This is a genomic window from Streptomyces verrucosisporus (assembly GCF_017114865.1).
In the GTDB taxonomy this organism is placed as follows: Bacteria; Actinomycetota; Actinomycetes; order Streptomycetales; family Streptomycetaceae; genus Streptomyces; species Streptomyces fenghuangensis.
On the sequence record NZ_JADEYH010000004.1, the window covers coordinates 175,569 to 196,245 of the forward strand.

Here is a 20,677-nt window from a genome sequence, read left to right on the forward strand (position 1 = left end):
GCGCACCGAGGCGGACGGGTCCCCGTCTCCGTCCCCCACCCCTCCCCACCCCATCCCCAGGCGGCAGGAGAAACGCCCTTGTCCTCCACACTGTCCCCCAGACCGTCTCCCGGGCCGTCCTTCGGCCCGTCCCCCCGCACGACCCGGCGCGGCTTCCTGGGCCTGACCGGCGCCGCCGCGGCGGCCGCGGCCGGTGCGGCGGCGCTTCCGCCCCTGGGCGCCTTCGGCGCCGGCGCCGCGGCCGGCGAGTACAGCCTCCCGGCGGTCACCCACCCCTACCACCCGGCCGCCATCTACCCCGGGGACGCCGACGACGACGCCCCCGGCGAGCCCCTCAACGCCGGGGTGGAGTGCTGCCGGGAGGGGGTGGACGCCTGATGGCCGTCTTCGTCCCCCGCTCGGAGTGGGGCGCCCGGGCCCCCACCAACCGGCCCTCCCACATCACACCGGGCAACGGCGGCACCACCGTCCACCACGTCGGCGGCACGCCCGTCGCCCGCTCCGACCACGGCGAGTGCGCCGGCCAGGTGCGCGGCATCCAGAGCCACCACATGGACGGCAACGGCTGGGCCGACATCGCCTACACCTATCTGGTGTGCGTCCACGGCCGCGTCTACGAAGGGCGCGGGCCGTGGGTGCGGACCGCCGCCAACGGCACCGACTCCGGCAACCGGGACTGGTACGCGGTCTGCGCGCTCACCGGCGGCTCCTCCTCCGGCTACGACACCGTCACCGAGGAACTCCTGGACGCCTTCCGCTGGTCGATCGCCAATCTGCGCGACATCGGCGGCGCGGGCCGCGGGATCAACCGGCACGGCGACCATCTGCCGACGTCCTGTCCCGGCCTGCTCTCCTCCCATGTGCGCGACGGCTCGCTGGAGCCCGCCTCCGGCCCCCCTGCCTGGCCCGGCGTCCACCTCAGCCATCCGCCGGCCACCGAGCACCCCGCCGTGGGGCTGTGGCAGCGGCGGATGCGCGAGCTCGGCTGGTCCCCCGGCACGGACGGGCGGTACGACGCGCGTTCCAAGGAGGTGTGCGAGCGCTTCCAGGCGCGGCACGGCCTGACGGTCGACGGCGTCGTCGGCCCCAGGACCTGGGAGGCGTGCTTCGGCTGACGCCCCGCCGGCCGCGGGCCCTCCCCGGTCGCCGGCCCGCTTCGGGCCCCCCGGGCGGGGCCGGGTGGCCCGTTCGGCCCTGGGCCCGGGGCAGGAGTCGGCTGAAGGCTTGCGGGCAGCGTGTTCCACGGGGGCGCGGAACCCCGCGCCCCCGCCGGCCTCGCACGGCCGGCCGGACACGTACACGCGCACGCGCGCCGGGCCCCGGCGCGGGACGGCGCGGGACGGCGCGGGACGAGGGAGGAAACGGTGGAGCGGACGGCACAGGGCACGGCCGGGAGGGCGAAGGAGGCGGTGGACGTCGTCGCCTACGGCGTCGTCGCCGACGAACGGCCCCTGCTGGAGAAGGCGTTCGACGGGCGGCACCGCCTGCGCTGCCTGGACCTGGTCCTGGACCGGGACACCGCCGCCACGGCCGCCGGGTGCGCCGTGGTGTGCAGCAGCGTCAACGACGTGCTGGACGAGGAGGTGCTGACCGCTCTGGCCGGCGGCGGCACCAGGCTGGTCACCCAGCGCGCCACCGGCTACAACAACATCGACCTGGACGCCGCCCGGAGGCTGGGCCTGTCGGTGGCGCGGGTGTCGCACTACTCCCCGCACTCGGTGGCCGAGTTCGCCTGGGCGCTGGCCCTTGCGGTCAACCGCCGGGTGCCCCGCGCGGTGGTCCGCACCCGCGACTTCGACTTCCGGCTCAACGGCCTGATGGGGCGCGACTTCCACGGGCGCACCGCCGGGATCCTGGGCACCGGGAAGATCGGTGCGGCCTTCGCCCGTATCGCCGCGGGCTTCGGCATGCGCCTGCTCGGCTCCGACATCGCGGAGAACCCCGAGTGCCTGGCCCTGGGCATGGAGTACGTCGACCGCGACCGGCTGTTCACCGAGTCCGACCTGATCAGTCTTCACCTGCCGCTGCTGCCCGACACCTACCACGTGGTCGACGGCGACGCCCTGCGCAGGATGAAGGACGACGCGATCCTGATCAACACCAGCCGGGGCGGTCTGATGGACGCCCACGCCCTGGTGGAGACCCTGCGCGAGGGCCGCCTGGACGGGGTGGGGCTGGACGTTTACGAGGAGGAGGCCGGGGTCTTCTTCTTCGACCGCTCGCTGGACGTGGTGACCGACGACACCCTCGCCCGGCTGATGACCTTCCGCAACGTCCTGGTCAGCTCCCACCAGGCGTACTTCACCCACGACGCGGTGGAGCAGATCGTCCGGGCCACCGCCGCCAACGTCGAGGACCACCTGGCCGGGCGCCCGGGCGAGAACGTCCTCGTCCCCCCACCCGCCCCGCGCTGACCGGGCTCCGGCCCGGTCCGGCCCGGTCCGGCCGCCGTGCCCCGGTGGGCGCGGCGGCCGTACGCGCGTGAGGCCTCAGGCCCGCGGCGGCCCGCCGGAGACGGGAAGACCGACGGCACCGGGGGAGGCGGCCTCCCCTCTCCCGGTGCCGCGCGTGAAGCGGCTCTCGAACCGGGCGGCGGCGAACCCGGCCGCGCCGACGGCCGCGACGGCCGCCAGGGCGGACGCGTCCAGCGGCTCGGTGCGGAGCAGCCCCTCCAGGAAGGGCACCGTGACGGTGGCCGCGCCCAGCACCACCGCGGCCAGCACCGCCGTCGGCAGGAAGGGGTTCTCACGCGTCAGCAGCCGCTCCCGCAGCCCCAGCACGACGCCGAGCTGGGCCGCCAGCAGGGCCAGGAACAGTGTGGTCTGCCACGGCCGGCCGGTCTCGCGCGCCCACAGCGTCGCCGCCAGGGAGACGGCCGTCACCAGCGCGGCCAGCCGCAGGATCCGCAGCCACAGCCCTTCGCCGAGCACATGCCGGCCGGGGGGCCGCGGCGGGCGGTGCATGGCGTCGGCGGAGACCGGTTCGGCCCCCATGGCCACGCCCGTCAGGCCGTGGGTGAGCAGGTTGATCCACAGGATCTGGCCCGCCCGCAGCGGCACCGTCAGACCGAGGAAGGGTCCGGTGAGCATCACCAGGATCTCCGCCGCTCCCCCGGCCATGCCGTAGAGCAGGAAGCGGCGGATGTTGTCGTAGACCCGCCGGCCCTCCTCCACCGCCGCGACCACCGTGCGCAGCTCGTCGTCGGCGAGCACCAGGTCGGCGGCCTGCCGGGCGACCTCGGTGCCCCGCCGTCCCATCGCCACCCCGATGTCGGCCTGCCGCAGCGCCGGGCCGTCGTTGACTCCGTCGCCGGTCATGGCGGTGACCGCGCCGCGTGCCCGCCAGGCCTGGACGATGTCCACCTTCTGCTGCGGGTCGGTGCGGGCGAACACCCGGACCGTGGACGGGTCGGCGACCTGTCCGGCGGCCAGCGCGCGACCGGTGACCACCTCGGGCGGCTCGGTGGGCGCGGCCCCGTCGGTTCCGGTCGGGCCCGGGCCGCGGTCGAGGATGCCGAGCCGGGCGGCGATCGCGCGGGCGGTGGCCGGGTGGTCCCCGGTGATCACCACCGGGGTGATGCCCGCCTCCCGGCAGGCTGCGACGGTGGCCCCGGCCACCTCCTTGGGCGGATCGCTCAGCGCCGCCAGCCCCAGCAGCCGCAGCCCGCTCTCGGCCTCCTCCCAGCGGCCGGGTTCCCCGTCGAGCGGGCCGGACGCCACGGCCAGGACGCGGTAGCCCTCCGCCGACAGCGCGGCGGCCTCGCGGTGGGCGCGCTCCAGCCGCAGGGGCGTCTCGTCCAGGAGCGAGCCGTTCAGGACCGCCTCGGGGGCGCCCTTGAGGCACACCAGGCGCCCGCCGGAGGGCTCCCGGTGAACGGTGGTCATGCGCTTGCGCAGGCTGTCGAAGGGCACCTCGCCGATCCGGGGGCGGGCGCGCAGCACCCCGTCGCGGTCCAGGCCGGCCTTGGCGGCCGCGGCCAGCAGCGCCGCCTCGGTGGGATCCCCGAGCGCACTCCAGCGCTCCTCGCCCTCGTGCGGGGGGCGCAGCGCGGCGTCATTGCACAGCACGGCGGCGGTCAGCAGGGCCCGTACGGCCTGTGCCGTCGCGGGGGCGGGCCGCCCGTCCGCGTCCTCGCCGCTGCCACCGCCACCGCTGCCACCGCCGTCGGACAGCATCTCGCCGGCCGGCTCGTAGCCGCCGCCGGTGAGGCGGACGGTGCCCCGGGGCGTCCACACCCGCTCCACGACCATGCGCCCCTCGGTGAGGGTGCCGGTCTTGTCGGTGGCCAGCACGGTGACCGAGCCGAGGGTCTCCACCGCGGGCAGCCGCCGCACCAGCGCGTTGCGGGCTGCCATCCGCCGGGCGCCGAGGGCCAGGGCGAGGGTGACGACGGCGGGCAGCGACTCGGGGACGGCGGCCACGGCCAGGCTGATCGCGGTGACGGCCATCGTCTCCAGCGACTGGCCGCGGGCCAGGCCCAGCAGCAGCACCAGCAGGCACAGGGCCACCGTGACCGCGGCGAGCACCCGGCCCAGGCCGGCCAGGCGGCGCTGGAGCGGGGTGGGGTCGCGGCGGGGACGCAGCAGGGCGGCGATGCGGCCCAGCGCGCTGTCCGCTCCGGTGGCGGTGACGGTTGCCACCGCCCGGCCGCGTACGACGACGGTGCCCGCCCGCAGGGCGCCGGCCTCCGGCCCGCCGGCCCGGGCGTCCTTGTCCACGGGCACGGACTCGCCGGTCAGCGCGGACTCGTCCACCGTCAGCGCCCAGGAGCGCAGCAGCCGCGCGTCCGCCGGGACGATGTCGCCCTCGCCGAGCAGGAGTACGTCGCCGGTCACCACCTCGGCCGAGGGCACCTCCCGTTCGGTGCCGCCGCGCACCACCCGGGCCACGGGGGCGGACATGGCGGTCAGCGCCGCGACGGCGTTGTCGGCGCGCACCTCCTGGGCCACGCCGACGCCCGTGTTGGCGACGATCACCAGGGCGATGACGGCGGTGTCGCCGTGGTCCCCGGTCAGCAGCGTCAGCGCCACCGCGCCGAGCAGGACCAGGATCAGCGGGTCGCGCAGCTGTGCGGCCACCCGCGCCCGCAGCGGTGTGCCCGGGGACCGTCCCACCTCGTTGCGGCCCCCTTCCGCCAGCCGCCGGGCGGCCTCCTCCTCGGTGAGGCCGTCCGGTCGCGCGGCGGGAGGGGCGGGCGGGTCCTGCATGGTCTGCTCCGGTTCGTCACGGCGGATGCCCGGCGGACCGCGCGGGTCCCGCGCGGTCCGCCCGATCAGGAGTCCGGCCCGATCAGTACAGCGAGGCGGGCCAGGTCAGCGTCACGGCCAGGACGACGCCCGCGTCCAGCGCGATGCCCAGCAGCAGCCACGGGTTGAACCAGAGCACCTTCAGCACCAGCCCGCCCGCCGCCGCCACCACGGCCGCGGGCGCCCACCAGCCGGCGTCCGCCAGCAGGGCCACGCCCGCGATGGCGTACAGCAGGGCCGTGACCGCGGCCAGTGCGGTCGACGCGGCCCTGGAGGTCTCCTCGGTCACATGGGCCGCGGCCAGCGCCCAGGAGTGGCCGGGAGCGAAGGGCGGCGGGTTGTCCGGGTCCGGCGGCGTCACCCAGACCCTGAAGTGCACCAGGGCGTGCGTGAGGAGGAGGATCACCACCAGCGCCCTGATCACGGCGCGGGCTCCGGTTCCCTGCCGCCCTGGTCCAGCCGGAAGGGCGGGTAGGCGTCCGTCATCAGCGCCGCGTAGACCGTCACCCGCAGCACCCAGCGGTTGAGCCCGACCAGCAGGTCGAACAGGCCCCGGGGATAGGTGTCGGTGAAGGCCTTGGCGATGATCGCGAAGAACGCCAGGACCATGATGAGCCCCGCGGACCAGAACCCCTGCTCCTCCATGCCTCCGCCACTGCCTCCGCCGGCGAGGAAGGCGACCACGATGTAGTGCGGGATCGCCAGCAGCCACCACTTCACCAGCACCAGGCCGCGCGAGAGCCGCCCGGGGTAGTCGATCTCCAGCCGCGCCGGGTAGTCCGGTTCCGGGCCCAGGCCGAAGGGCGGGTAGCGGTCGGTGGCGAACGCGCTGGTGGAGTAGAAGGCCACCCGCCAGCTCCAGCGCAGCACACCGGTGTTGAAGTCGAACAGCGGCCTGGGGTAGCGGGCGGTGAACAGGATCGCGAAGAACGCGATCACGGTCACCACGAAGAACGCGATCCACAGGAAGAACAGCACGACGAAGTGCGGGATCAGCAGGATCCACTTCACCAGCCACAGCCACCTCGACAGCGGCCGGTCCAGCTCCGCCTCCACCGTCACGGGCCGGCGGGCTCCGGTTGCCGCCATGGAGAACACGGTGATCAGCTCCTTCGTTCTGTGGTGTCCGCGGGCGCTCAGGGACTGCCGGGGGCCGGGCGCAGGGAGTGTGCGACGGTGTCGGCGAAGGCGTCGACCGCCTCCCAGTCGCGGTAGTCGCCGTAGCGCAGGCCCATCGCCCGGAAGACCGCGCGTCCGGGACCGGGCAGGTGCTCCGGTGCGACGACCCCGGAGAACATGGCGTGGCCGCGGGGGGAGAGATCGGCCAGGACCTCCTCGGTCACCTTCGGCTCCTCCTTGGCGGCCATGGGCTTCCACGGGCCGCGCAGGGCCGCGGGCATGCCGACGCTGAAGATCCACACCGGCCGGCCGGCCAGCAGCTCCCGGTGGGTGTGGACGAATCCGGTGGCCTCCGGCAGCCAGGCCATTCCGTGGACGGCGCTGCCCAGCACGTAGGCGTCGTAGCCGCCCGCGTCGCCCACCGCGTCCAGGGACGCGGTCTCGGCCCCGACGCCCCGCTCGGCCAGCCGGGCGGCGATGCGCTCGGCGATCTCGCGAGTGGAGCCGTGGGCGCTGGCGTATCCCACCAGTACGGTCATGTCGTCTCCTCCTCGCCCCGGCCCCCGCTCCGCTCCCCGCCGAGCGGGACCGGCACGACCAGCACCGGGCAGCCGGCGTGGTGGAGCAGGGAGTGCACCACCGGGCCCAGCCGCATCGCCAGCCGACCGCGCCTCCGGTGGACGGCGACCACCACCACGTCCGCCGCCTCGCTGGCCTCGACCAGCGCGTGGGCGGCGGCGCCGTTGACGGCCCTGACCTCCGCGCGCACCTGCGGATAGCGGCCGCGGAACGGGCCCAGCACCCCTTCGGCCGCGGCCGTCTCGGCGCGCGCGACCCGGGCGACGTCCTCGCGCCGCGGGCTGGTGGGCACCAGCGGCTCCCCCGGCGGGGCGAGGTGGCGGTAGACCCAGGCGTGCAGCGCCACCAGACGCGCGTCCCGGGAGGCGGCCTCGCGGAAGGCCAGATCGACCGCGTCGGCGTCGGCCTCGCCCTCCACACCCAGCAGCACGGTGTCGTGGGGGACGCGGTTGTGCTCCGGCGGCAGGTCGCCGCGCACCACCAGCAGCGGCCCGGCGGTGTGCGCGGCGACGCGCAGACCCACCGATCCCAGCAGCAGGCCGGTGAAGCCGCCCAGCCCGCGGGAGCCGATCACGGTGAGCGCGGCCCGGTGGCTCAGGCGCACCAGGGCGTCCGGGGCGTCCTCGTCCACGGCCGAGGCCACCACCTCCAGCCCCGGGGCCAGGCGCCGGGCGTGCCCGGCGGCCGACTCCGCCAGCGCCCGGGCGTCCTCGCGGGAGGGGGTGTGGGCCGCCGGTTCCGCCCCGGTCTGCGGGAGCGCGGCCCAGGGGCGGCCGTGCACGACCTGAAGCGGCACCCCGCGGCGCCGGGCCTCGGCCGCCGCCTGCTCCAGCGCCAGCTCGGCGTGCCGGGAGCCGTCCACCCCGACGGCCACATGGCCCCGGGGTCCGGCTGTGTTGACCTCCATCGGTCGCTCCTCCCGTTTCGCCGTACGGCGCGGGCATCTCGCCCGCCTTACTCCAGCCTTACCGGAAAAGTCCTTTTCCGCCTGGGGTCGGCCGCCCTTCCGGTGGGCCGGCCGGCCCCGGACGCAGCACATCCGCCCGGGGCCGCTCCCGCCCGGCACCCGTGCGGGCACCGGGCCGGGAGCGGCCCCGGGTCACGCGGTCGTCGACCGCGCGCGTCCGGGAGCCAGGGCCGCACGGGCCGCCTCCAGACGAGCGACGGGCACCCGGAAGGGCGAGCAGGAGACGTAGTCCAGCCCCACCTGGTGGAAGAAGTGCACGGAGTCGGGATCGCCGCCGTGCTCGCCGCACACCCCCACCTTCAGGCCCGGCCGGGCGGCCCGGCCCTCCTCCACCGCGATCCGCACCAGTCGGCCCACGCCCTGCCGGTCGAGCGTCTCGAACGGCGAGTCCCGCAGGATGCCCCGCTCCAGGTAGGCGGAGAAGAACGACGCCTCCACGTCGTCGCGCGACAGCCCCCAGGTGGTCTGGGTCAGATCGTTGGTGCCCAGGGAGAAGAACTCGGCCTCGGCCGCGATCCGGTCCGCGGTCAGCGCGGCCCTGGGCAGCTCGATCATCGTGCCGACCGGGCAGGCGACCTCCACGCCCGTCTCCCGGGAGACCTCGGCCAGCACGGCGTCCACCTCCTCGCGCACCAGCCGCAGCTCGGCGGAGGTGTCCACCAGCGGCACCATGATCTCCGCCCGCGGGTCGCCGCCGTCGCGCAGCCGCCGTGCCACGGCCTCGCCCACCGCCCGCACCTGCAGGGCGATCAGCCCCGGCACCACCAGGCCCAGCCGCACCCCGCGCAGCCCCAGCATCGGGTTGTGCTCGTGCATGCGCTCCACCGCGCTCAGCAGCCGCACGTCGTGCGGGTCGGGCTCGCCCCCGGCCGCCTCGGCGGACGCCACCCGCACCGCCAGCTCGGTGTGGTCGGGCAGGAACTCGTGCAGCGGCGGGTCCAGCAGGCGGATGGTCACCGGCAGGCCGTCCATCGCCTCCAGCATGGCGGTGAAGTCCTCGCGCTGCGGCGGCAGCAGCGCCGCCAGCGCCTTCTCGCGTCCGGCGTCGTCCTCGGCCAGGATCATCGCCTCCACCAGCCGCCGCCGCTCGCCCAGGAACATGTGCTCGGTGCGGCACAGGCCGATGCCCTGAGCGCCGAAGCGGCGGGCGCGGGCGGCGTCCTCGGGCGTGTCGGCGTTGGCCCGCACGCCCAGACGGCGCGTGGCGTCGGCGTGCTCCATCAGCCGGGCCACCGCGTCGACCACGCCCGGTCGCCGCTCCCCCGTCTCGAAGTACCGCATCACCGGGGAGCCCACCAGGGGCAGCTCGCCCAGGTAGACGGCGCCGGCCGACCCGTCCACGGAGACCGTCTCGCCCTCGGCGACCACCGTGCCGCCCACGGTGAAGCGGCGCGCGGCGACGTCGATCTCCACGGCCTCCGCGCCGCACACGCACACCCGGCCCATCCCCCGGGCCACCACGGCCGCATGGCTGGTCTTGCCGCCCCGGCTGGTCAGGACCGCCTGGGCGGCCACCATCCCCGGCAGGTCGTCGGGCGTGGTCTCGCCGCGCACCAGCACCACCTTCTCCCCGGCCGCCGCCCGGCGGGCGGCCTCGGCCGAGTCGAAGACCACCGCCCCGAAGGCCGCGCCGGGGGACGCCGGCACCCCGCGGGCCAGCGGGGTGCCGGCCCCGGCAGTGTCGAAGCTCGGGAACATCAGCCGGGCGAGCTGCTCGCCGCTCACCCGGTCCAGGGCCTCGTCCCAGCCGATCGTCCCCTCGTCCGCGAGCTGGGCGGCGATGCGGAAGGCGGCCTCGGCGGTGCGCTTGCCCACCCGGGTCTGGAGCATCCACAGTTTGCCGCGCTCGATGGTGAACTCGATGTCGCACAGATCCCTGTAGTGGTTCTCCAGGGTCTCCATGATCCGCATGAGCTGCTCGTAGGACTTCTTGTCGATCGTCTCCAGCTCGGCCAGCGGCACGGTGTTGCGGATGCCGGCGACGACGTCCTCGCCCTGGGCGTCGGCGAGGTAGTCGCCGTAGACCCCCTGGAGGCCGGTGGCCGGGTCGCGGGTGAAGGCCACACCGGTGCCGGAGTCGGGGCCGAGGTTGCCGAAGACCATCGTCTGGACGTTGACGGCCGTGCCCAGGTCCTCGGGGATGTGCTCGCGGCGGCGGTAGACGCGGGCGCGCTCGATGTTCCACGAGGAGAACACCGCGCGCACCGAGCGCCGCAGCTGCTCGGCCGGGTCCTGCGGGAACTCCTCGCCCGTCCGCTCGCGCACGATGCGGCGGAAGTCCTCCACCAGCAGCCGCCGCTGCCCCGGGTCGGGCCGGCGGGCCAGTGCCCCGGCGAACAGGGCCCCGTCGATCCCCATCACCGTGGTGCCGAACATCTGGATCAGCCGCCGGTAGGAGTCCCAGGCGAAGTCCTCGTGCCCGGAGGTGCGGGCCAGCCCGTGCACGGAGGCGTCGTTCAGCCCGATGTCGAGGATCGTCTCCATCATCCCCGGCATGGAGTAGCGCGCGCCGGAACGCACCGACAGCAGCAGCGGGTCGTCCGGATCGCCCAGCCTCCGCCCGGCGGCCCGCTCCAGCGCCGCCAGGTGCCCGGCCATCTCCTGCTCCAGCCCCTCGGGCTCGGCACCGGTGGCCAGATAGGCCCGGCACGCCTCGGTGGTGACGGTGAAACCGGGCGGCACGGGCAGCCCGATACGGGTCATCTCGGCGAGATTGGCGCCCTTGCCCCCGAGCAGGTCGGCCTGCTCCCGGCCCCCCTCGGTGAAGTCCTGGACGTAGCGGACCATCTGTGGTGCCTCCTCAGCGGCTCGGCGCCCGCGCGGGCCGGGCCCGGCGGCGGAGCACCTCGGTGGATGTGGGTCGCGGACCCGGTGCGGGAGCCTGCCGCGAGGGCCGGCCCGCCGCACCGGGTCCGGCTCAGTCGTGCGGTACGACGGCCACCGGCGCCGGCGAGTGGTGCATCAGGGCGTGGGTGACCGGTCCGGTGTGGAAGCCCAGCCGGGCGCGGCGGTTACGGCGCCCCACCACCAGCAGGGAGGCGTTCTCGGCGGCCTCCAGCAGATGGTGGGCGGCCCTGCCGACCACGGCCTGCGGCCGCACCTCCACCTCCGGGTGGCTCTCCCGCCAGGGGGCCAGCACCCGGGTCAGGGCGTCGGACTTCTCCTCGGCCAGGTCGTCGATCAGATGGGGGTTCACGGCCACCGGGTTGATGCCGTACACCGGCGGCGGGTCCCAGCCGTGGACGACCGTCAGCGGCACCCCGCGCCGGGCGGCGGCGTCGAAGGCGAACTCCAGCAGTTCCTCGCGCGGCCTGGTCAGATCCAGTCCCACCACCACGTCACCGGTGTCCTGCTCGGCGGTCCCGGCCCGCACCAGCACCACCGGGCACCCCACGTGCGCCACGGTGGACAGCGCCACCGAGCCCACCAGGAAGCCCGTCAGCGTCCCCCGGCCCCGCGAGCCCAGGACCAGCAGTTCCGCCTCGCCCACCGAATCCCTGATCGCCTCGGCCGGGCGGCCGGTCAGCCGCTCCACGGCGACCTCCAGCGGGGGGTGCTTGCGGGCCAGGTCGGAGGCCGTCTCGTCCGGCAGCGCCTCCCACCGCTCCCGCGCCTCCGGGTCCATCCCGGACAGCACCCTCGGGTGGGAGTCGTTCTCCCTCACGTGCAGGAGCCGCAGCGGCAGCGTGCGGCGCAGCGCCTCGCGGGCCGCCCACTCGGCAGCGGCCAGGCTCTCGCGCGAGCCGTCCAGGCCCACGGTGACGGTGCGGGTCATGGTGTGTACCTCCAAAGCCTTCCCTGCGGAGCGGTCGTCCGCTCCACCTCCAGGCTGCGGCCGGGTACCCGCCACCGCGAGGGGACACAGGTCCCGACGGGTGGGACCGACCGGCCTGCCGGGCCGCCTTGCCCGCCCGGCCCGGGCCGAACGGCCCTGCGCCGGGCCCCTGCCGGCCCTGGGAGCCGCCCGGCTCCCGTACGACCCTGGAAACCGAGGCAGAAGGAGAGGGGACCGGCCATGACGGGCACCACCGGCACCACCGGAACAGCGGACACCACGGGCGCGGCGCCCACCGTACGGCCGGCCCACGCGCTGCTGGCCGACGGCCGGACCGTGGAGATCCGCCCCGCCCGCCCCGAGGACCGCACCGGCGTCGAGGGCCTGTACGAGCGGATGTCGCCCGAGAACCTGCGCCTGCGGTTCTTCGGCTCCGGCCGCGAGCTGGGCAGGCAGGCCGCCTGCCGCGTCTGTGCCCCGCGCCGCCCCGGCAGCCTGGCCCTGCTGGCCCTCCACGAGGCGCGGCCCGTGGGGATCGCCGAGTACGAGGGCGGGGACGGGAGCGGGGGCGCGGGCCGCACCGCTGAGGTCGCGCTGGCGGTCACCGACGAGTTCCGCCACCGCGGCGTGGGCACCCTGCTACTCGAACACCTCGTCCACGCCGCTCGCGCCGCCGGCATCACCGCCTTCACCGCCGGAGCCCTGGCCGACAACCACGCGATGCAGAAGGTCTTCGCCGACCTCGGGCTGCACACCACCCGCCGCTACGACTCCGGCGAGGTGCGCTGGACCATCCGGCTGGACCCCGACGAGCACTACCTGACCGCCGTCGACGAGCGCGCCCGCACCGCCGACGCCGCCAGCCTCCGCCCGCTGCTGCGCCCCCGCTCCCTCGTCGTGGTCGGCGCCGGCGGACCGGAGGGGGAGGCGGGCCGCACCGTCCTGCGCAACCTGCGCCGCGCCGGCTTCACCGGACGCCTGCTGGCCGTCGCCCCCGGCACACGGTCCGTCGAGGGCGTCCCCGCCCACCCGTCGGTGACCGCCCTGCCCAAGGCGCCCGAGCTGGCCGTCCTGGCCCTCCCCGCCCACGAGGTCCCCGAGACCGCCGAGCAGTGCGGCAAGACGGGGGTGCGCGCCCTGGCCGTCCTCGGCCCCCGCCTCGACGCCACCCGGGGCGCCGCCCTGCTGGCGGCCTGCCGGCGCCACGGCATGCGCCTGCTCGGCCCCCACTCGCTGGGCGCCGCCAACACACCGAGGACGACGTCCGCCTGGCGGCCGTCCCCACCGCCTCACCCCCCGCCCCTGGCACCGCCGGGGTGGCCGTGCAGTCCGGCGGGGTCGGTGCCGCCCTGCTGGGCGGGCTGGCCCGCCTGGGCATCGGCGTCTCCACCTTCGCCTCCCTGGGCGACAAGTACGACGTCAGCGGCAACGACATGCTCCGGTGGTGGGAGGGCGACGGCCGCACCGATCTGGCCCTGCTCCACCTGGAGTCCTTCGGCAACCCGCGCGCCTTCTCCCGCACCGCCCGCCGCGCCCCCCTGCTGCTCGGACGCCGCGGCACGCCGGTGGACCTGGAGGCACTGGAGCAGATCCTGCTGCGCCTGTCGCGGATGGCCTGCGACCTGCCCGGACTCGCCGAGGCCCACCTCGGCCCGGTCATCGCCCGCCCCGACGGCGCCACCGCCGTCGGCACCCGCGTGCGCCTGCTGCCCAGGCGCGCCCACGACCCACACCTGCGCCGGCTGCGCTGACAGGCCGCCGGAAAGAGAACACGGAGGACGCCATGAAGCACAAAGTGGTCGGCGCCGTCATGACGATCGACGTCGTCAAGGCCCACCCGACGACACCCTTCAAGCAGATCGCCCACCTGCTCACACGGCACGGCATCAGCGGCCTGCCCGTCGTGGACGGCGACGACAAGGTCCTCGGCGTCGTCTCCGAGACCGACCTCCTGGCCCACCAGGCGCGCCAGGGCTCGGACGGCACCCCGCCCAGGGGGCGCCCCGGCCGTCGCTGGGCCGCCGCCGGACGTCCGCTGACCGCCGGCGAGCTGATGACCTCCCCCGCCGTCACCGTCCACGCCCTGGACTCCGTGGCACGCGCGGCCCACACCATGGTCGCCCACGGCGTCCAGCGGCTGCCGGTCCTGGACGAGGAGGAGCGGCTGGTCGGCATCGTCACCCGCCGCGACCTGCTCGGCGTCTTCCTCCGCCCGGACGCCGACATCCGCGCCCAGGTCGTCGACGAGGTCCTGATCCGCTCCCTGTGGCTGTCCCCGGACACCGTCTCCGTCTCCGTAGCCGAAGGCGTGGTCACCCTCACCGGACAGGTCGAGCGGCGCAGCGAGATCCCCGTCGCCACCGCCCTCATCCGCCGCCTCGACGGCGTGGTCGACGTCGTCAGCCGCCTGACCTACCGCCTGGACGACTCACGGCTGCGGCCCGAGGAACCCGCTCTGCACGGCCTCGCCGACCGCTGGCTGCGCAACCACTGACACACCCGCCGGCACGAAGTCGGCACGAAGCCGGCCCCTCCGGGCACCCGGAAGGGCCGGCAACACACAGGAAGGCGATCACGATGGCACCACCGCACGTACTCGTCGCCTACGGCTCGAAGAACGGCTCCACCGCGCAGATCGCCCAGTGGATCGGCCAGGATCTGCGGGACAGCGGCCTGACCGCCGACGTCCTGCCCGCCGCGGAGGCCGCGGCCCTCGGCGGCCTCGACGCCTACGACGCCGTCCTGCTGGGCTCCGGCCTGTACGCGGGTCGCTGGGTCGGGGAGGCCACCCGCTTCGCCCGGCGCAGGCGCCACGCGCTGGCGCGGCTGCCGGTGTGGCTGTTCAGCAGCGGTCCGCTGGACGCCTCCGCCGAGGAGCGCGACATCCCGCCCGCCCCCGGCGCCGCGCGTGTGGCCGCCCTGATCGACGCGCGCGGCCACACCACCTTCGGCGGCCGGCTGGGCGAGGACGCGCGCGGCTTCATCGCCCGGCAGATCGTCAAACAGGGCAAGGGCGGCGACTTCCGCGACCGCGAGCACATCCGCCGGTGGGCGCGCTCGGTCGCCGCCGAACTCACCGGGGCGGCCCGGAACACCTGATCGCCCGGAAGCCGCCGTGGTCCTGTGCCGCCTCCCGCGCGCGAGGCGGCACAGGACCACGCCACAGGACACGGCCGAGGCCCGGCCCCCGGACGTATCCCGGAAGCCGGACCGGGAACACCGGGCCCAAGGCCGCGGCCCGGCCGGTTGCCCGGCTGGGCCGCTCCCTCCTCGCCCCCGGCTCCTCAGCCGATCACGATGTCCACCCGCGGCGGCTGCCGCAGCGAGTTGTGCACCGTGCAGTGCTCCACCACCGCCGCCAGCGCCCGGGCGCGCGTCTCCCCGACGTCCTGCGGCAGCACCACGCGCAGCCGCACCTCCCCCACCCGCGCCGGCCGGTCGGCGGTCATCTCGTACTCCGTCTCCACCCGCAGCCCCTCGCGCGGCAGCCCGTGCCTCGCCAGATAGCGGCCCGCGTAGAAGCCCACGCACGACGCCAGCGAGGCGACGAACAGGTCCACGGGAGCGGGCCCCAGCCCTTCCCCGCCGGCCTCCGGCGGCTGGTCCACGGTGAACTCGTGACCGCGCACCGAAATCCGGTAGGCGTCACCCCCCGACAGGGCCACCGCCACCTTCTCCATGACGCACCTCCTTGACATCGCCCCCAGTCAACCGCCCTGCCGCACCGCCGCGACAGGGGCCGACCGGACGCGCCCGGGGACCGTACGGACCCGGGAAGCGGGGCCGTACGGCCACCTGGACCGGTCGGCGGCCGGAACGGGACCAACGGCACTGCCCCGCCACAAGGACGCCGGGACAGCCTGGTGGCGGCCGGAACGGGAGGAGCACCCCATGCCACCCACCACACTCGACGCGATCGTCCTGGAGAACCTCGTCTCCGCCGCCGTGGCCGCACCGTCGATCCACAACACCCAGCCCTGGCGCTACCGCCTGGACCCCGCCACCTCCACCCTGGAGGTACGCGCCGCCGCGGGGCGGGGACTGCGCCACACCGACCCCGTCGGACGGGCCCTGCACGTCTCCGTCGGCGCCGCCGTGTTCAACCTCCGCGTGGCGGTGGCCCGCACCGGCTGGGAGCCGTCCGTACGGCTGCTGCCCCGCCCCGGCGAACCGGACCTGCTGGCCTCCGTGCGCCCGGTCGGGGCCGGCGCCCCGGACCCGCGCCACCGCCCCGACCTGTACGCCGCCCTGTGGCGCCGGCACAGCAGCCGCTTCCCCTTCTCGCCCCACCGCCCGCCCGCGGAGCTCCTGCGCGAACTGGCCGCCGCCGCCCGCGCCGAAGGCGCCTCGCTGTGGTTCCCCGGCGCCCGGGACACCGCCCGGATGATGCGTCTGACCGCCGCGGCCGAACGCCGCAACGCCGAGACCGACGAGCGCCGCGCCGAGAACCGCGCCTGGATGCGCGAGGGGGCCCACGACGGGCTCCCCGGCCCCGCCCTGGGCGCACGCGACGCCACCGGGCGCCTGCCGCTGCGCGACTTCTCCGGCGTCGGGGCGGCCGGCGCCCTCACGGCCCGGTTCGAGACCGGGCCCACCGCCGCCGTCCTGGCCACGGCCCGCGACCGGCGCGCGGACTGGCTCCGCGCCGGGCAGGCCCTGGAGCACGTCCTGCTGGTCGCCACCGCCCACTCGGTGCGGACCTCGCTGCTGCACCAAGCCCTGGAGTGGCCGGACCTCAGGATGTCCCTGCAGCGCGTCACCTCCGGCCCGCGGTACGTCCAGATGCTCGTCCGCCTCGGCTACGGCCCCGAGGGACCGGCCACACCGCGCCGGCCGGTGCGGGAGGTGCTGGAGGCGGGAGCCTGAGCGCGCCATCCGGGGGCCGCGGTCCCGGCTCCCGGGTTCCGCCTCTCAGGCCCCGTCCAGCGGCACCCGCCACACCAGGCGGGAGCCGCCGGACGGCGGTCTCTCCACCAGCAGCTCGCCGCCGAGCTTCTCGGCCCGCTCCGCCAGGTTCACCAGCCCGCTGCGGCGGCCGCCCTCCGGGATGCCCACCCCGTCGTCGGCCACCGTGGCGGTCAGGGAACCTCCCGCCACCACCAGCGAGACCTCGGCCACCGCGGCCCGCGCGTGCCGCGCCACGTTCGACAGCGCCTCGGCCAGCACCGCCACCACGTGTTCGGCCACGGCAGGCGGCACATCGGTGTCCACCAGCCCCTCCATGCGCAGGGTCGGGGTGAAGCCCAGGTTCCCCACGGCCTCCTCCACCAGCCGGGCCACCCGCACCCGCAGCCCCTGCTGCCGGGAGCGGCCGTCCCCGTGGCTGCGCAGGCCGAAGATCGTCGACCTGATGATCTTGATGGTCTCGTCCAGGTCGTCCACGGCCCGCAGCAGCCGCTCGCTCGCCTCCTGGTGTTGGACGAAGCGCACCGCGCTCTGCAGCGTCATACCCGTGGCGAACAGCCGCTGGATGGCCAGGTCGTGCAGATCGCGGGCGATGCGGTCGCGGTCCTCCAGCAGGGCCACCTGCTCGGCCGCCCGGCGCCGCTCCGCCAGCTCCATGGCCACCGCGGCCTGTCCGGAGAAGGACGCCAGCGGCGCCGTCTCCGTCTCCGTGAACGGCGCGCGCCGCTCCCGGCGCGCCAGCAGCAGCACACCGCGCACCCCGTCGCCGGCGCCCATCGGCACCGCCACCGTCGGGCCCATGCCCTTCCAGCGCTCCGTACCGGCCGAGATACGGGAGTCGTTCGCGATGTCGACGCTGGTGATCGCCTCGCCGGCGGCCAGCGCCGCCCCCACGAACGATCCCTCCTCGGGCAGCACCAGTCCGCGGAACGCCTCTCCGCCCTCCCCCTTCGCCAGCACCACCTGGAGGTTGCCGGTGTCCTCCAGCGGCAGGGCCAGTACGCCCAGGTCGGCGGCGAGGATGTGGCGCGCGTGGTCGACGACCAGCGCCAGCACCTCCTGCTCGTCCACCCCGGACAGCAGCCCGGCGGTGATCTCGGCGTTGGCCTCCATCCAGCGCTCGCGGTTGCGGGCCTGCTCGTAGAGGCGGGCGTTCTCGATGGCCACGCCCGCCGCCACGGCGAGGGTGGACAGCACCGCCTCGTCCTCGGCGTCGAACTCCGCCCCGCCCCGCTTCTCGGTCAGGTAGAGGTTGCCGAAGACCTCCTCGCGCACCCGGATCGGCACGCCCAGGAAGGAGTGCATCGGCGGGTGGTTGGGCGGGAAGCCCGAGGAGTTGCGGTGCTCGGCCAGCTCCGGGATGCGCAGCGGCTCCGGGTGGCGGATCAGCTCGCCCAGCAGCCCGTGGCCCGACGGCAGCGGGCCGATGGCGTCGACCGTCTCCGCCTCGATGCCCACCGGGATGAACTGGGAGAGCCTGCCGTCCTCGCCGATGACGCCGAGGGCGCCGTACTCGGCGTCGACCAGCAGCACCGCGGCCTCCACGATCCGCTGGAGGGCGTGGGACAGCTCCAGCTCCTGCCCCACCGACATCACGGCCTCGAGCAGGCTGTGCACCCGGTCCCGGGTGCCGCGCACCGCGTCGACGCGAGCCTGCAGCTCGTCCAGCAACTCGTCCAACTGCAGCCGAGGCAGACGCCCTGCGTCCTTCTCGCTCCCCATGCCCACCGGCTCCTTCCATCAGGCTCCAGAGCCTTTGACCAAAGGTATCGGTTCACCCGGGCGGACCGCTGCCCCGCCTCGGGGTGCCCGGCCCAGGGCGCCCATCTCGGCCTCTGAGTCTGTATTACGAACTGCTTGGCACATTATTAACTGTCTCTTGCGAGGAATCCTGGCCCTTCAGGGCCGGGAGGAATCGCATCCTTGACCTGGGCGGCGCGCAGCGCCGCCGTTCACTCCGGTCGTTTCTGGTTCTCGATGTACTCGCGGATGATCTCCAGGGGGGCGCCTGCGCAGGAGGCGGCGAAGTACGACGGGGACCAGAAGTGGCTGCCCCACAGGTACTGGCGGACGTGTGGCTCGAACTCTTTCCGCAGATAGTGCGCCGAGACTCCCTTGAGCCGGTTGACCAGGGTGGAGATCGACAGCTTCGGCGGGTAGTGCACGAGCAGGTGGACGTGGTCGTCCTCGCCATTGAACTCCCGCAAGGTCGCGTCCAGCTTGGTGCAGACGTCCCGCATGACCTCTTCGCAGCGCGTGAGCATCGTGTCGGTGAGGACGCCGCGCCGGTACTTCGTGACAAAGACAAGACGCACATGAAGATCGAAGACGACGCTACGACCCCGGCGTAGATTGGGGTCTGGTTCCCATCGGGGTGACATAGGCAAAACGTTATAGTGATCACGTGAAGTTGGTTGTGCAGGTGAAGCTGCTCCCGGACGAGGCCACCGAGGCCGCGCTCCGGGAGACGCTGCGTCTGTGCAACCGCGCCGCGAACCACGCCTCACGGCGCGCATTCGACACCGGCATCACGGGCAAGACCTCCCTCCAGCGCCTGGTGTACGGAGACCTGAAGGGGGCGGGCCTGTCCGCGCAGCCCGCGATCCACGTCACGCGGAAGGTCGCCGGGGCCTATGCCACGCTGAAGGCGAACCTGAAGGCCGGGAACTACGGCCGCGAAGGATCGAAACACCGCGCGGCCGCCGAGTCCAGGCCGATCCGTTTCCGCAAGGACGCGGCCCAGCCGTTCGACGACCGCTGCCTGTCCTGGCAGACCGACGCCCGCACCGTGTCCATCTGGACCACCCGCGGACGCTCCGGGCGTATCCCGTTCGAGGCCTCCGCCGACCAGATGAAGACGCTTACCGAGCACCGCCGTGGCGAGAGCGACCTCGTGCACCGGGGCCGCAACTGGTACCTGTACGCCACCTGCGAGGTGCCCGAGGCCGACCCGATCGAGCCAGACGGGTTCCTCGGCGTCGATTTGGGAATCGCGAACATCGCGACCACCAGCGACGGCACCGTCCACGCGGGCAAGCACCTGAACCAGGTCCGGCACCGCAACCGCCGACTCCGGCAGCGCCTCCAGACCAAGGGGACGAAGTCCGCCAAGCGGCTGCTGCGCAAACTCTCCGGCCGCGAGGCCCGCTTCGCGGCCGACACCAACCACCGCATCTCCAAGCAGATCGTGACCGAGGCTGAACGCACCTCGCGCGGCATCGCCCTGGAAGACCTGGGCGGCATCCGCGAGAGGGTACGGCTCCGCAAGCCCCAGCGGGTCACGCTGCACACCTGGAGCTTCGCCCAGCTCGGCGCGTACATCGCTTACAAGGCGCTCCGGGCGGGTGTGCCGGTGGTCTGCGTGGACCCGCGCTACACCTCGCAGGGGTGTTCGGCGTGCGGCCACATCGACAAGAAGAACCGGCCCGCACAGGCCATCTTCTGCTGCACGTCGTGCGGCTTCGCTGAGCACGCCGACGTGAACGCAGCCCGCAACATCGCCGCGCGCGGTGTCGCGGGCTGGGCAGTGAGTCACGCTGCCGACGACGCGGCCTGACCCGTACCCACCAGGCACGGGACAGAGCTGCAAGCTCGGCCCTTCAGGGCCGAGAAGTTGACACGGATGAGGGCGGGCTGTCCCCCCGTGCTCGGCCCATCGGGTGAACTACGGCGCCCCGGAGGCAGGCACCGCCGTCCGTCCGGGAAGGTCTCCACCTCGGACAGCCCGGCCCGGGGCCGGGTGCCCGAACACCGGAAAGCGCCCGAGGACACCCGAAGAGCACTGGAGAGATCCATGGAGATGCCCGCTGTGACCGAATGCGCCGTGGAGCCCTGCGCGTACAACAGGGAGCACGCCTGCCACGCGCTCGCCATCACCGTCGGCGACCCCCAGCAGGCCCAATGCGACACGTTCTTCACCGCCCCGCGCAAGGGCGGCAGTCCGGAGGCCGCCGCGCACGTCGGCGCCTGCAAGATGTCGGACTGCCGGCACAACACCGACTTCGAGTGCCAGGCGACCGGCATCTCGGTGGGCGCCCTGCACGGCACGGCCGACTGCCTGACCTACTCCCCGAACTGACCCGCTCC

General features: G+C 74.8%; 17 protein-coding genes and 2 pseudogenes. 9 read left to right on the forward strand and 10 right to left on the reverse strand.

Going from position 1 to position 20,677, the window contains the following annotated elements; translation table 11 throughout:
- Positions 1 to 78 precede the first annotated feature (78 nt).
- From IQ279_RS08020 to IQ279_RS08030, 3 genes are all read left to right on the forward strand, one after another.
- Positions 79 to 378: a hypothetical protein gene (locus IQ279_RS08020; RefSeq protein ID WP_206347642.1), complete on the forward strand. Its 300-nt coding sequence runs from the start codon at positions 79 to 81 to the stop codon at positions 376 to 378.
- Complete coding sequence (locus tag IQ279_RS08025) at positions 378 to 1,115, forward strand: peptidoglycan-binding domain-containing protein (protein ID WP_206347643.1); 738 nt, start codon at positions 378 to 380, stop codon at positions 1,113 to 1,115. The genes IQ279_RS08020 and IQ279_RS08025 overlap by 1 nt, the downstream gene beginning before the upstream one ends.
- A gap of 294 nt (positions 1,116 to 1,409) precedes the next feature.
- Positions 1,410 to 2,414 carry a 2-hydroxyacid dehydrogenase gene (locus IQ279_RS08030; RefSeq protein ID WP_206347725.1) on the forward strand — a complete coding sequence of 335 codons (1,005 nt, stop codon included), beginning with the start codon at positions 1,410 to 1,412 and terminating at the stop codon, positions 2,412 to 2,414.
- A gap of 75 nt (positions 2,415 to 2,489) precedes the next feature.
- Here the strand turns inward: IQ279_RS08030 and IQ279_RS08035 are convergent, their stop codons facing one another.
- The 7 genes from IQ279_RS08035 to IQ279_RS08065 form a co-directional block, all read right to left on the reverse strand.
- Entirely contained in the window at positions 2,490 to 5,207 is a 2,718-nt protein-coding gene (locus IQ279_RS08035; protein WP_206347644.1) for a cation-translocating P-type ATPase, read from the reverse strand.
- Positions 5,208 to 5,289: 82 nt separating this feature from the next.
- Positions 5,290 to 5,670, reverse strand: coding sequence for a hypothetical protein (locus IQ279_RS08040; RefSeq protein WP_206347645.1), 381 nt, complete (start codon positions 5,668 to 5,670; stop codon positions 5,290 to 5,292).
- Positions 5,667 to 6,335 carry a DUF4389 domain-containing protein gene (locus IQ279_RS08045; protein ID WP_206347646.1) on the reverse strand — a complete coding sequence of 223 codons (669 nt, stop codon included), beginning with the start codon at positions 6,333 to 6,335 and terminating at the stop codon, positions 5,667 to 5,669. Before IQ279_RS08045 ends, IQ279_RS08040 begins: the two co-directional genes overlap by 4 nt.
- 47 nt (positions 6,336 to 6,382) lie before the next feature.
- The gene (locus tag IQ279_RS08050) at positions 6,383 to 6,904 is read right to left on the reverse strand and encodes a flavodoxin domain-containing protein (protein WP_206347647.1); all 522 of its coding nucleotides are present in this window, start codon (positions 6,902 to 6,904) and stop codon (positions 6,383 to 6,385) included.
- Positions 6,901 to 7,851, reverse strand: a complete 951-nt coding sequence (locus tag IQ279_RS08055; protein ID WP_206347648.1) for a universal stress protein — start codon at positions 7,849 to 7,851, stop codon at positions 6,901 to 6,903. The genes IQ279_RS08050 and IQ279_RS08055 overlap by 4 nt, the downstream gene beginning before the upstream one ends.
- A gap of 192 nt (positions 7,852 to 8,043) precedes the next feature.
- Positions 8,044 to 10,698, reverse strand: coding sequence for a pyruvate, phosphate dikinase (gene ppdK / locus IQ279_RS08060; protein WP_206347649.1), 2,655 nt, complete (start codon positions 10,696 to 10,698; stop codon positions 8,044 to 8,046).
- Between the two features lie 130 nt (positions 10,699 to 10,828).
- The gene (locus IQ279_RS08065; protein WP_206347650.1) at positions 10,829 to 11,686 is read right to left on the reverse strand and encodes a universal stress protein; all 858 of its coding nucleotides are present in this window, start codon (positions 11,684 to 11,686) and stop codon (positions 10,829 to 10,831) included.
- 240 nt (positions 11,687 to 11,926) lie between these two features.
- Between IQ279_RS08065 and IQ279_RS08070 the strand changes: the two are divergent.
- From IQ279_RS08070 to IQ279_RS08080, 3 genes and pseudogenes are all read left to right on the forward strand, one after another.
- A pseudogene (locus tag IQ279_RS08070) lies at positions 11,927 to 13,437 on the forward strand (GNAT family N-acetyltransferase).
- 32 nt (positions 13,438 to 13,469) lie between these two features.
- Positions 13,470 to 14,180, forward strand: a complete 711-nt coding sequence (locus tag IQ279_RS08075; RefSeq protein WP_206347651.1) for a CBS domain-containing protein — start codon at positions 13,470 to 13,472, stop codon at positions 14,178 to 14,180.
- Between the two features lie 113 nt (positions 14,181 to 14,293).
- Positions 14,294 to 14,785, forward strand: a pseudogene (locus IQ279_RS08080) (flavodoxin domain-containing protein); the annotation flags it as partial.
- A gap of 185 nt (positions 14,786 to 14,970) precedes the next feature.
- Here IQ279_RS08080 and IQ279_RS08085 read toward each other — a convergent pair.
- Entirely contained in the window at positions 14,971 to 15,366 is a 396-nt protein-coding gene (locus IQ279_RS08085) for an OsmC family protein (protein WP_241027774.1), read from the reverse strand.
- A gap of 211 nt (positions 15,367 to 15,577) precedes the next feature.
- On the opposite strand from IQ279_RS08085, the gene IQ279_RS08090 reads away from it, so the two are divergent.
- A complete protein-coding gene (locus IQ279_RS08090) occupies positions 15,578 to 16,552 on the forward strand; it encodes an Acg family FMN-binding oxidoreductase (RefSeq protein ID WP_206347654.1) in 975 nt (324 codons plus the stop codon).
- Between the two features lie 45 nt (positions 16,553 to 16,597).
- Here IQ279_RS08090 and IQ279_RS08095 read toward each other — a convergent pair whose 3' ends face one another.
- Both IQ279_RS08095 and tnpA read right to left on the reverse strand, forming a co-directional pair.
- On the reverse strand, positions 16,598 to 18,313 hold the full coding sequence (locus IQ279_RS08095) for a sensor histidine kinase (protein WP_206347655.1): 1,716 nt from the start codon (positions 18,311 to 18,313) through the stop codon (positions 16,598 to 16,600).
- A 230-nt stretch (positions 18,314 to 18,543) separates the two neighbouring features.
- A complete protein-coding gene (gene tnpA, locus IQ279_RS08100; RefSeq protein ID WP_206347656.1) occupies positions 18,544 to 18,972 on the reverse strand; it encodes an IS200/IS605 family transposase in 429 nt (142 codons plus the stop codon).
- A 23-nt stretch (positions 18,973 to 18,995) separates the two neighbouring features.
- On the opposite strand from tnpA, the gene IQ279_RS08105 reads away from it, so the two are divergent.
- On the forward strand, positions 18,996 to 20,147 hold the full coding sequence (locus IQ279_RS08105) for an RNA-guided endonuclease InsQ/TnpB family protein (RefSeq protein ID WP_206347657.1): 1,152 nt from the start codon (positions 18,996 to 18,998) through the stop codon (positions 20,145 to 20,147).
- A gap of 237 nt (positions 20,148 to 20,384) precedes the next feature.
- Entirely contained in the window at positions 20,385 to 20,669 is a 285-nt protein-coding gene (locus tag IQ279_RS08110; protein ID WP_206347658.1) for a DUF1540 domain-containing protein, read from the forward strand.
- Positions 20,670 to 20,677: the final 8 nt, after the last annotated feature.

What these genes read in the sequence shown, in the direction of transcription:
- IQ279_RS08095 (WP_206347655.1), bottom strand. Translation starts at nt 18,313, where the DNA reads ATGGGGAGCGAGAAGGACGCAGGGCGTCTGCCTCGGCTGCAGTTGGAC.
- IQ279_RS08025 (WP_206347643.1), top strand. Translation starts at nt 378, where the DNA reads ATGGCCGTCTTCGTCCCCCGCTCGGAGTGGGGCGCCCGGGCCCCCACC.
- ppdK (WP_206347649.1), bottom strand. Translation starts at nt 10,698, where the DNA reads ATGGTCCGCTACGTCCAGGACTTCACCGAGGGGGGCCGGGAGCAGGCC.
- IQ279_RS08050 (WP_206347647.1), bottom strand. Translation starts at nt 6,904, where the DNA reads ATGACCGTACTGGTGGGATACGCCAGCGCCCACGGCTCCACTCGCGAG.
- IQ279_RS08110 (WP_206347658.1), top strand. Translation starts at nt 20,385, where the DNA reads ATGGAGATGCCCGCTGTGACCGAATGCGCCGTGGAGCCCTGCGCGTAC.
- IQ279_RS08065 (WP_206347650.1), bottom strand. Translation starts at nt 11,686, where the DNA reads ATGACCCGCACCGTCACCGTGGGCCTGGACGGCTCGCGCGAGAGCCTG.
- IQ279_RS08090 (WP_206347654.1), top strand. Translation starts at nt 15,578, where the DNA reads ATGCCACCCACCACACTCGACGCGATCGTCCTGGAGAACCTCGTCTCC.
- IQ279_RS08035 (WP_206347644.1), bottom strand. Translation starts at nt 5,207, where the DNA reads ATGCAGGACCCGCCCGCCCCTCCCGCCGCGCGACCGGACGGCCTCACC.
- IQ279_RS08055 (WP_206347648.1), bottom strand. Translation starts at nt 7,851, where the DNA reads ATGGAGGTCAACACAGCCGGACCCCGGGGCCATGTGGCCGTCGGGGTG.
- tnpA (WP_206347656.1), bottom strand. Translation starts at nt 18,972, where the DNA reads ATGTCACCCCGATGGGAACCAGACCCCAATCTACGCCGGGGTCGTAGC.
- IQ279_RS08045 (WP_206347646.1), bottom strand. Translation starts at nt 6,335, where the DNA reads ATGGCGGCAACCGGAGCCCGCCGGCCCGTGACGGTGGAGGCGGAGCTG.
- IQ279_RS08085 (WP_241027774.1), bottom strand. Translation starts at nt 15,366, where the DNA reads ATGGAGAAGGTGGCGGTGGCCCTGTCGGGGGGTGACGCCTACCGGATT.
- IQ279_RS08075 (WP_206347651.1), top strand. Translation starts at nt 13,470, where the DNA reads ATGAAGCACAAAGTGGTCGGCGCCGTCATGACGATCGACGTCGTCAAG.